This window comes from Bartonella sp. Raccoon60 (assembly GCF_002022585.1).
GTDB lineage: Bacteria > Pseudomonadota > Alphaproteobacteria > Rhizobiales > Rhizobiaceae > Bartonella > Bartonella rochalimae.
The window spans coordinates 1478577-1489431 of sequence record NZ_CP019786.1 but is presented as its reverse complement, the minus strand read 5'-3'; the positions used below and the strand labels follow the sequence as shown (position 1 = coordinate 1489431).

At 34.6% G+C, this 10855-nt stretch carries 10 protein-coding genes and 1 pseudogene; 7 read left to right on the top strand and 4 right to left on the bottom strand.

The genetic code is table 11. The features are described 5' to 3' along the window. Positions 1 to 29 precede the first annotated feature (29 nt). The 3 genes from lptB to lptC all read right to left on the bottom strand — a co-directional run bounded on the left by lptB (position 30) and on the right by lptC (position 2147). The gene (gene lptB / locus Bra60_RS06625; protein WP_078688155.1) at positions 30 to 824 is read right to left on the bottom strand and encodes an LPS export ABC transporter ATP-binding protein; all 795 of its coding nucleotides are present in this window, start codon (positions 822 to 824) and stop codon (positions 30 to 32) included. Between the two features lie 6 nt (positions 825 to 830). Next, positions 831 to 1430: an LptA/OstA family protein gene (locus Bra60_RS06620; protein ID WP_078688154.1), complete on the bottom strand. Its 600-nt coding sequence runs from the start codon at positions 1428 to 1430 to the stop codon at positions 831 to 833. A gap of 66 nt (positions 1431 to 1496) precedes the next feature. Beyond that, positions 1497 to 2147 (bottom strand): LPS export ABC transporter periplasmic protein LptC, encoded by a 651-nt coding sequence (gene lptC / locus Bra60_RS06615; protein ID WP_078688153.1) that lies wholly within the window; start codon positions 2145 to 2147, stop codon positions 1497 to 1499. Between the two features lie 212 nt (positions 2148 to 2359). Here lptC and Bra60_RS06610 point away from each other — a divergent pair, with 212 nt between their 5' ends. The 7 genes and pseudogenes from Bra60_RS06610 to Bra60_RS06580 all read left to right on the top strand — a co-directional run bounded on the left by Bra60_RS06610 (position 2360) and on the right by Bra60_RS06580 (position 7859). Continuing rightward, the gene (locus Bra60_RS06610; RefSeq protein WP_078688152.1) at positions 2360 to 2638 is read left to right on the top strand and encodes an integration host factor subunit beta; all 279 of its coding nucleotides are present in this window, start codon (positions 2360 to 2362) and stop codon (positions 2636 to 2638) included. Positions 2639 to 2646: 8 nt separating this feature from the next. After that, a complete protein-coding gene (locus Bra60_RS06605; protein WP_078688151.1) occupies positions 2647 to 2958 on the top strand; it encodes a LapA family protein in 312 nt (103 codons plus the stop codon). Positions 2959 to 3117: 159 nt separating this feature from the next. Next, on the top strand, positions 3118 to 4050 hold the full coding sequence (locus Bra60_RS06600) for a class I SAM-dependent methyltransferase (RefSeq protein ID WP_035006400.1): 933 nt from the start codon (positions 3118 to 3120) through the stop codon (positions 4048 to 4050). A 2-nt stretch (positions 4051 to 4052) separates the two neighbouring features. Continuing rightward, complete coding sequence (locus Bra60_RS06595) at positions 4053 to 4895, top strand: TrmH family RNA methyltransferase (protein WP_078688150.1); 843 nt, start codon at positions 4053 to 4055, stop codon at positions 4893 to 4895. Positions 4896 to 4898: 3 nt separating this feature from the next. Beyond that, positions 4899 to 5402 (top strand): signal peptidase II, encoded by a 504-nt coding sequence (lspA, locus tag Bra60_RS06590; RefSeq protein ID WP_078673439.1) that lies wholly within the window; start codon positions 4899 to 4901, stop codon positions 5400 to 5402. Between the two features lie 708 nt (positions 5403 to 6110). Further along, a pseudogene (locus Bra60_RS06585) lies at positions 6111 to 6883 on the top strand (Bax inhibitor-1/YccA family protein). Positions 6884 to 7025: 142 nt separating this feature from the next. Continuing rightward, positions 7026 to 7859 carry an endonuclease/exonuclease/phosphatase family protein gene (locus Bra60_RS06580; protein WP_078698180.1) on the top strand — a complete coding sequence of 278 codons (834 nt, stop codon included), beginning with the start codon at positions 7026 to 7028 and terminating at the stop codon, positions 7857 to 7859. On the opposite strand, the gene polA is transcribed toward Bra60_RS06580, so the two are convergent. Next, positions 7856 to 10762 carry a DNA polymerase I gene (polA, locus tag Bra60_RS06575; protein ID WP_078698179.1) on the bottom strand — a complete coding sequence of 969 codons (2907 nt, stop codon included), beginning with the start codon at positions 10760 to 10762 and terminating at the stop codon, positions 7856 to 7858. The genes Bra60_RS06580 and polA overlap by 4 nt on opposite strands. Positions 10763 to 10855: the final 93 nt, after the last annotated feature.

The following is a 10855-nucleotide window of genomic DNA, read 5'->3' as shown; positions in this document are numbered from 1 at the left end:
AACTTGAATATTCTATAGAAATGGAAAAACTAAAGAGAAAACTGCTCTCCCAAATAAATTTCACGAACATCAGCATTATTGATAATGTCGTTCGGACAACCATGAACCAGCACTTTTCCTGCGTGAATAATATAAGCACGATCAACAAGCTCCAATGTTTCACGCACATTATGATCCGTTATTAAAACGCCAATACCACGTTGAGTTAAATGACGAACAAGCTGTTTAATATCAGAAATAGCGATGGGATCAATTCCTGCAAAAGGTTCATCAAGCAACATAAAGTTGGGGCGAGAAGCTAAAGCGCGTGCAATTTCAAGACGCCTACGTTCACCTCCCGATAAAGAAAGAGCGAGCATTTTTCGTAAATGATCAATTTTGAATTCATGCAAAAGGGCATCCAACTCTTCATGGCGTTTAAAGCGATCTTTTTGAATTACTTCCAAAACAGCCTTAATATTATTTTCTACTGAGAGACCACGAAAAATTGAAGCTTCTTGCGGTAAATATCCAATCCCTAAACGAGCACGCCGATACATTGGCAAATGGGTAATATCAAACCCATCAATCTCGATTGAACCACCATCGGATTTTACTAAACCTGTAACCATATAAAAACAGGTCGTTTTGCCAGCACCATTAGGACCCAAAATACCGACAGTTTCTCCAGCATGAATATTAAAAGAAACACGATCAACAACCTGTCTTCCTCGATAAACTTTAACTAAATTATGAGCAACCAAAGTCCTATTTGAGTTTTTTTTTAAAACCCTACTCGTAAGGTTGTGTTCAACCGTCTTTTTTTCTCTTTTGATTCCAAACATGAAATCTTAACGACCATTCTTTGAGCTTGATTTTAAAATAATCGAAACACGATTCTTTTTTCCAGGAGTCTTACATCCTTCAAGAGAAGTTTTTCCAATTTTCATATTCGCTGTTAATATGCATCCTTGAGCGACATTATCGCCATCAGTCAACACAACATTATTACCTGTTAAGATTATCATATTCGATTGTCCATCAAAAATAGCTTTATCACCCGTAGCAGTTTGTTTTGCCATTTTTATATAAACCTCACCTAAGGCTTCTACTTTTTGAATATCTGTCGAACCAATCTTTCCAGGAAAAATCGATTGTTTCCTCAACTGATTTGTACCACCTGTTATATGTGCTTTATTATAATAAATAACTAATTTTGACGTTCGTAAAAGTCGTTCGCCCTGCATCACTGAAACATCGCCATTAAAAACAGCAATGCCTTCCTTATCACGTATTTCTAAAGAATCTGCGTAAAGTTCCATTGGCTCTTGCCCATTTAACCCATCGATTCCAAAATGAGTGACTGCAGCATATCCATTAATTGATCCCAATATCGCTAGACTTAAAGTTAAGAGACTTACCTGTTCTTTACACGATTTTTTTGTCTTCATTCTTAATTTTTTTTCTCGTATAAATGTACATACGCCTTCTATAAACACTACTCCAAGTTCCTTCTATTATTTTTCCTTCTTATCAAGAACAATACGTACCCCCTTTTGGAAATACATAACTTGCTCTTTCTCACAAACTTGCAGAGCATTTGCTATAAGATGAAAATTGGCACTTTGAATATTCACAGGCCGATCTGTATTAAATTGGCTTTTAGATAAATCAATATTTGCAGCTATAAATTTTGCAATTATTCCATCTTTCGTTGTAACCGTAAAAGGTTCATTGAATTGTAAATGACTTTTAATATTATCATAAACTCCTCCTTGTGCATCAATAAAAATTTGCCCCTGTCCCTTTGTAGGGACTTCAGCTGTAATATTCTTTAACCCAATAATTCCAGAAGACTTACGATCTTGAAACGCCTTTTCTGCTTTAATCCAGTAAGGCTTATGAAAATTTGTATAACCTTCTAATCTTGGATTAAGCATTGTTAATTGTGCTATTTCCTCTTCTTCATGACTCGAAAGCACCTTATCAAAGGAAAAAGAAATAGAAAAAAATGTGAACCAACAAAAAATTAATGCTACAATCAATGCAAGAAATGGTAAACAAATTTTTAACAAGCGAACTTTACGGGAATGAAAATAGGTTTTTTTTAAAATATTGGTAAAAGATGATTCTATAGAAAAAAATTCATATTGGTTACGCACAGTCATATTGTTAATTTCCCAGATATTTCGCTTTTTTTATTTATAGAGTTTTTATAAGGCATGTTTTAAATTTTATTTATTGCAATCTTTCTTTTACTGGCTTTATTTTACTTTTAATGATTTATATATTGAAATATGCATATCTTATATATGTAACGTGCATATATGAAACACACAATTATAACAAAAATCTTTTTTCGTATGAAAGAGAGGCTATTTTGGTTAAATCAGAACTTGTACAAATTATTGCTCGTCATAATCCGCATCTTATGCAGCGCGATGCAGAAAATGTTGTGAGTGCTATTTTTGAAAAAATTTCAGCTGCTCTTGCTGATGGTCAACGTGTTGAACTCCGTGGTTTCGGTGCTTTTTCTATAAAAACACGTTCAGCTCGTAATGGTCGCAATCCACGAACAGGTGAAACTGTTATAGTCGAAGAAAAATGGGTTCCCTTTTTCAAAGCAGGTAAAGATCTACGTGACCGGCTTAATAAATGAGTAAATCCATGATCATTAAACGCTTTCTCTTAGCGGTTATTTTGGCGCCTATTACAGCTTTTTTGATTGGCTTTATCGTTGCTAATCGCCAAGTTGTTATGTTAACGCTTAATCCTTTTCAAAACAATTCTGAACATTTTACTTATCAAGCTCCTCTTTTTGTTTGGCTTTTTACTTTTTTTTGTTTTGGTCTTTTGTTAAGCGGTATAATCAATTGGTTTGCACAATACAAAAACCGTAAAGCCTTAAAAGAAAGCAAAGCTCAAATAGAGAAATTAAAAATATCAATTGCTAATAAATCTAATACGGTAGCACTCTAACAAAATCTTTTCTATAGTGCTCAAAAGATAACAAATCTAAAGATGTTTTCTCTTGTTTCCTGTACATAGTTTAATTACCTTACGGCTCTTAACATCATAAGGACTTCAACGAATATTTAAAATAATCCCTTTTTAGGACAATATATTACGACACTCAATATGCCTGTGCAATGTTTCCAACCACACTCTCATAAAGTATACCCACAAGAGAAATTGCCTTTCATTTTAGAAACAGGTGCAAGCACAGATTATGCTTTAATTGATTCTGGGAATGGAAAAAAATTGGAGCGTTATGGTTCCTACCGTATTATTCGGCCAGAAAGTCAAGCGCTATGGCAACCAGCTTTATCACAGAAAAATTGGGCTAATGTTGATGCAATTTTTACAGGTAACCGAGATGAAGAAGGAGTTGGTCGTTGGTATTTTCCTAAAAAGCCTCTTGGTGAAACATGGCCACTTTCTTGGAATGGCTTATCTTTTCTGGGACGTTTTACTTCCTTTCGCCATGTGGGTGTTTTTCCCGAACAAGATGCTCATTGGCGTTCACTAGAAGAACAAATTATTAAAACCAATCGTCCTGTTAAATTATTAAATCTTTTTGGCTATACAGGCATTGCTTCTCTCATTGGTGCACGTTCAGGTGCGATTGTTACCCATGTTGATGCTTCTAAAAAAGCTATCAGTTGGGCGAAAGCTAATCAAGAAAAAGCAGGATTATTAGATCGTCCCATTCGCTGGATATGCGACGATGCAATAAAATTTGTTGAACGTGAATTACGCCGTCAAAAAAGCTACGATTTGATTCTTCTTGATCCTCCTGCTTATGGACGCGGACCTCATAATGAAATTTGGCAATTGTTTGATCACTTACCAGCCATGATTAAAAACTGCCGCAAACTCTTATCGAATAAACCACTTGCTGTTGTTCTCACAGTTTATTCTATTCGTGCTTCCTTTTATACGTTTCATACTTTAATGCGTGATGCATTTATAAATCTTGGTGGTACGATAGAGTCAGGAGAATTGATTTTGCGTGAAGAATCCGCTGGACGAGCTCTTTCTACTTCACTTTTTAGCCGTTGGATTGCTTGAACATGTGTAAACAAAAAACCGGCAAAGTGAAAGAAATTACATCCCTTAGCAATCCTATTATTAAATATTTTAAAGCACTAGACAAAAAGAAAAATCGTAATCGAGAAAATATCTTCATGGCAGAAGGGTTAAAATTAGTCATTGATGCTTTAAATCTTGGTTGGACAATTCACACACTTATCGTTTCTAAAAATTCACTAAGTAATTCCACCATTGAAAATACCGCTGCAAATACTATAGCTAATGGTGGTTTTGTAATTAAAGCCTCACAAAAGGTTCTGGAATCCATTACCCACCGCGATAATCCACAAACGGTTATTGGTATTTTTAAGCAACAATGGCACTCTATTGAAAAAATAATAAGACAAATCAGTGATGTCTATATCGCCCTTGATCGTGTGCGTGATCCTGGAAATCTTGGAACTATCATCCGTACTGCTGATGCAGCAGGAGCCAAAGGAATTATTTTAATTGGAGAGACAACAGATCCCTTTTCACTAGAAACAGTACGTGCAACAATGGGATCTATATTTTCCGTACCACTTTATCGTTGTAATGAAAGTACTTTTTTAAATTGGTCTACACATTTTAAAGGGATGATCGTTGGTACGCACCTTAAAGGATCTGTAGATTACCGCACAATTGATTTTAAAAATGGTCCGATTATACTTTTAATGGGAAATGAACAACAAGGTTTATCAGATGTTCTCGTAAATCACTGCCATAAGCTGGCGCGCATCCCACAATGTGGGCATGCCGATTCACTTAATTTAGCAGTAGCAACAGCTATTATGCTCTATGAAATTCGTCGTTCTTACTTAACTCTTGAAGTCGTGCAGGGATAAAAAATGACAAGGAAATCATTGCTCTTTCTTTTTTTCACTTTAATCTTTACAGTGGGACTTGATCAAGCAATCAAATATTGGATTATGCATAGCTTACAATTAGGAGCAGAAATACCGATTTTTTCTTTTATTTCTCTTTATCATGTCCGCAATACTGGCATTGCATTTTCATTCCTTTCTTCCTATCCTCATTGGGGAATTATTGCTCTTACACTCATTATCATTGTTTTTCTTTTATGGTTGTTGAAAAATACTGCAAAAGACAAATTTTTATCGCATTTTGGTATTACCCTTATTATTGGCGGGGCAATTGGTAATCTCATTGATCGTGTTCGTTTTCATTATGTCATAGATTACCTGTTATTTCATATTCGTGATGTTTTTTCTTTTGCCGTTTTCAACCTTGCTGATACTTTTATCACACTTGGTGCTGTTGCTGTTTTAATTGATGAATTTTGTATATGCGCTAAAAAAAAACGTTATTCTAATAACACATCTCTTGAATAAAGAAATTCTGTGATTTTTTTTAGATTTTACATTAACAGTTTCTGACCTCTTTCAAAGGTTCTATAGAGCTACATTAGCATAGAGAAGCTCGCTCTTCTGTGTTAGTATATATTAATATATAAATAAAAAAATACACTTTTTCTTAGATCTGTTAAGGTTCTCATGATTGTAGGGTATAGATAAAAACTTTTAAAACCTTCTTACAAACACTAAAGATTAATTCTCACAGAAATCATTATTATAATTAATTAGAACAATAGAGCTCACTCAAAAGAAAGAGAATATTAGAAGCGTTCTTTCCTTTTGAAGGATCGTATATTCACTTTTTTATTTTACAAGCGACTTAGAAAACATTAATCATATTGAATTTTTTCGCTTATCCATTTTATTTTTCTTTAGCCACTAAAATTAACAAAATTTGTACTATCATCATAATACTGTTTTTACATCAATCACATTACACTTCTCTTAATACTCTAGAGAAAAATAACCCTTTATTACTAATTTTTAAACTTTTCTTTTAATAAAAAACTCTTGTAATTTCCAAATAAATCCCCATAATAGAGGGAAGTGTGCTAGAATTCCATTAAGGCTTTGAGAACTTTTGTATTCGCCTAACAAAAAAGGCTTATATTTTAAGAGCATAAAGGAGTATAAGCTTCTTTTAACTCGAGTACCTTAAGGAACATATGCTAAAGGACTTATATTATGGCTGATTTTAAAAATTTACGTTCGGCATCTGTTTCTCATGCCGATGCATCAATTGATCAAGGGTTGCGCAGTTATATGCTGGGCGTTTATAACACAATGGCCATTGGTTTGCTTATTACAGCTGCTGCCGCTTATGCAATCGCGTCATTGGCTACAACAACAGATATGAGTCAAGCTGTAGCCCAAATCAATGGAAGTGTTTATTTAACATCATTTGGTGTGACATTTTATATGTCACCGTTTTCTTATGTTATTATGTTTGCACCGCTTGTGGCTGTATTATTTCTCAGTTTTAAAATTAATACGCTCAGTACTAGTGTTGCGCGGAGCCTCTTTTTTGGTTACGCTACTCTTGTAGGGCTCTCGCTATCGTCTATTATTCTACGTTATACGCCAGAGAGTATTGTACAAACGTTTGTTATTACTTCTGCTGCTTTTGGTTCTTTATCACTATACGGTTATACTACGAAACGAGATCTTACAGCTGTAGGTTCATTTTTGTTTATGGGCTTAATTGGTTTAATGCTTGCTACAATTGTGAACATTTTTCTTGGGTCAAGTGCTTTACAATTTGCAATCTCTGTGATTGGTGTTCTCGTTTTTGCTGGTTTAACAGCTTACAATACACAAAACATAAAGTTGATGTATTATGAAGGAGATGGATATGATACTCGCAGCCGTAAAATTATTATGGGTGCATTGAATCTATATCTTGATTTCATTAATATGTTTGTTTTTTATTGCAATTTCTTGGTTCTAATCGCGATTAATAAAAATTATTATTTAATTTAAAAGCCTTGTTTTTAAGAAAACAAGGCTTTTTTATCTTTTATATAAGTGCTGTCTTTAAATCTATTGACATGATTAAACACTAAAAATAACAAAAAACTAAAATTTTGTCGGCTTGTTACATTGATCCAGAAAAAAATTCATAATTCTTTATTAAGAGCAATCTATAATCACTCTGGTTATCATAAAAATGTAATCAATTACAATGATAACTATGATCTTACTATAGCCTCTTATAATGTCCACAAATGTGTTGGTGTTGATAAAACTTTTAATCCTTCTCGTATTGTACGTGTTATCGCTGAATTACAAACAGACATTCTCGCCCTTCAAGAAGCGGATAAGCGTTTTGGTGAACGCACGGGTTTGATTGATCTTCAACTCTTAAAAGCTGAAACAGGATTAATTCCAGTGCCTTTAAAAACTATGTCACCGAATGGCCATGGCTGGCATGGCAATACTCTTTTTTTGCGTCAAGGATGTGTACATAATATTTCACAAATTACTTTACCTGGTTTTGAACCCCGTGGCGCTATAATTGTAGAATTAAAAATGAAGTCAGGTTTTATTCGTGTTATAGCAACTCACTTTGGTTTGTTACGTCATTCTCGTAATCAGCAAGTTAAAATGCTTCTTGCGCTTCTTAAAAAATATTCTGTTATGCCTACACTTCTCATTGGTGACTTAAATGAATGGCGCAAAGGTAAAGGCTCATCATTAAATTTTTTTTCCCCTTACTTTGATATCACACTTGGTAGTGTGCCAAGTTTTCCTTCTCGTTTTCCTTTTTTAGCTCTTGATAGAATTTTTGCTTTTCCTCATCAATTATTGATAAATGTTGAAAACCATTATTCACCACTCGCACGTATTGCCTCTGATCACTTGCCTATTAAAGCATACCTTAACCTTTCAAAAGCAATGTCTACTCTTAAACATAAAATGAATAAAACAAATTAATGTGCCTCATCCCAATTTTGAGCAGCTATAACTTTCACTTCAAGCGGTACAGATAAAGATAATGCTGGCATTGTAGCATTTTCCATAACTTTTTTAATGAGAATCGCTGTTTTTGTACTTTCAGATTTGGGGACTTCGAAAATAAGTTCATCATGGACTTGCAATAACATTTTAGCCGACAATCGTTCTTTTTCTAAAGCATTTTCCATTTGAATCATAGCACGGCGAATAATGTCTGCTGCTGACCCCTGGATTGGTGCATTGATAGCAGCTCGTTCATTTAAAGCACGAATTTGTGGTTTAGCGATTTTTATTTCAGGATAGTGAATACGACGTCCAAAAATGGTCTCTACATAACCATGATGACGTGCAAATATTTTTGTTCTTTCCATATAATCCTCTATTCCTGGAAATCTTTCAAAATAGAGTTGAATATAATCGCTAGCTTCCTTACGTGAAATTCCCAATTGGCTCGCTAATCCAAAGGGCGAAATGCCATAAATAATACCAAAATTAATAGCTTTTGCACGTCGACGTATTTCTGATGTCATTCCTTCAACTGCAACTCCAAACATTTGGGATGCAGTCATAGCATGAATATCCTGACCTTTTGTAAATGCTTCTTTTAATGCCGTTATATCAGCAACATGAGCAAGAATACGTAATTCAATCTGACTATAATCAGCTGATAATAATAAATGCCCTTTTGAAGCAACAAAAGCTTTTCGGATTTTTCGTCCCTCAGCAGTTCGTACTGGAATATTCTGCAGATTAGGTTCTGATGATGATAATCGTCCCGTTAATGTTGTTGCTAGGGAATAATTTGTATGAACACGACCAGTTGTAGGCAAGATATAAGAAGGTAAAGCATCTGTATAGGTAGACTTTAGTTTTGTAAGTTGGCGCCAATCAATAATTTTTCTTGGTAAAATATGGCCTTCAGCAGCTAACTCTTCTAAAGTTTGTGCAGATGTTGACCATTGGCCACTTTTCGTCTTAGCACCACCAAGTAAGCCCATTTTACCAAAAAGGATATCCCCTAGTTGTTTGGGTGAAGCAATATTAAATTTTTCACCAACAAGCTGATAAATTTCCTCTTCCAAATTTAAAGCAGCCTGTGCCAATTCTCCTGAAAGGCGTGATAAAATCTGTCGATCGACAAGAATTCCACGTTCTTCCATTCTTGCGAGAATTTCTATCAATGGACGATCAAGACGTTCATAAATTTTTGTCATCTTTTGTGCAACAAGCTGTGGCTTTAATACTTGCCATAGACGAAACGTTATATCAGCGTCTTCTGCCGCATATAGTGTAGCTTGTTTCAAATCTACTTGTGCAAAAGAGACTATTTTTCTTCCACTATGAGTCAAATCTTTGTAACTAATTGGCTTATGCCCAAGCCAACGTTCAGATAAAACATCCATACCATGTGTCGAAATTCCAGCCTCTAAAGCATAAGATAAAAGCATTGTATCGTCAAAAGAGCACATTACAATATTGTATTGTTTCATGACTAACCAGTCATATTTTATATTCTGGCCAATTTTTAATACGGCTTGGTTTTCCAATATAGGTTTTAAAAGTGCTAAAGCTTTTTGTGTTTCAATTTGTGGAACAATACGCCTACCTCCCAAAGGATTTTCTTCTTCTGCAACATGTTCAAGTGGAACATAGGCTGCTTTCCCAGGTTGTAACGCCAATGAAAAACCAACGAGCTTTGCTTGCATAGGATCAAGAGAAGTTGTTTCTGTATCAAAGGAAAAATAACCTTGCTCTTGCGCTTCTAACAGCCATTCTTTTAGAATTTCCTTATCAAGAATAGTTTTATAGGCATCTCTTGCAATTTTTTGAATAAGAGCTTGATCCTTGCGTTTTTGTGCTAAAATTTGTGGAGAATTCTCAAAAAAATCATGAAATAAAACTGTATTATTTTCTTTGCTACTCAAATCAGTCTCGTACGTAATTTCTTTCCATTCAATATCTAGCTCTAACGCATCAATAACCGCAGCATCACATGCCGTCTCTTTTGCGACACGACGTGTTAGTGCTGTAAACTCCATAGCTTTCAAAAAAGCGATCAAACGTGGACCGTCTTGTGGTTCCAAAATGAAATGATCTAAGTTTTTATCTACAGGAACATCTGCTTTAAGTTTAACGAGTTCACGAGAAATTTTTGCTTGTTCACTATAAGTTTGAATATTTTCACGTCGCTTTATTTGCTTAACTTCTGTCACGCGTTGCAGTAAAAGATCAAGAGAACCAAACTGATCTAATAATTGTGCTGCAATTTTGGGGCCAATACCTGGAATACCTGGTATATTATCTGTTGGGTCTCCAGTTAAAGCCTGCAAATCAATCATTTTTTCAGGCATTACACCCCATTTTTCTATGACTTCAGAGATACCTATATGCTTATCTTTCATGCTATCATATAAAGACACATGTTTGTTTACTAATTGCATCAAATCTTTATCAGAAGAAATAATTGTTGTTTTTGCTCCAACCTGTGTCGCTAATTGCGCATAGGTAGCAATTAAATCATCTGCTTCAAATCCTTCTTTTTCGATACAAGGCAAATTAAAAGCTTTTGTTGCTTGTCGTATGAGTGCAAACTGAGGAATAAGATCTTCTGGAGGAGCTGCTCGATTGGCTTTATATTGAGGATAAATTTCCTTACGAAAAGTATTAGATGAATAGTCAAAAATAATAGCAATATGGGTTGGAACAACACCAATAGCGGTATTACGGGCGTCACAGAGTAATTTCCATAGCATGTTACAAAAACCAGCCACGGCTCCTACAGGAAGTCCATCCTTTTTGCGTTTTAAAGGTGGTAGAGCGTGATAAGCACGAAAAATATAGCCTGATCCATCAACCAAAAAAAGATGATCATTTTCTTTCATAACGATTTTATTTCTCCCTTTTCATAAAAAGAAAATACACTTTTATATTTTTATTGATCCTATTTTAAAATCTGTTGGTTTTGCCTCTAAAAA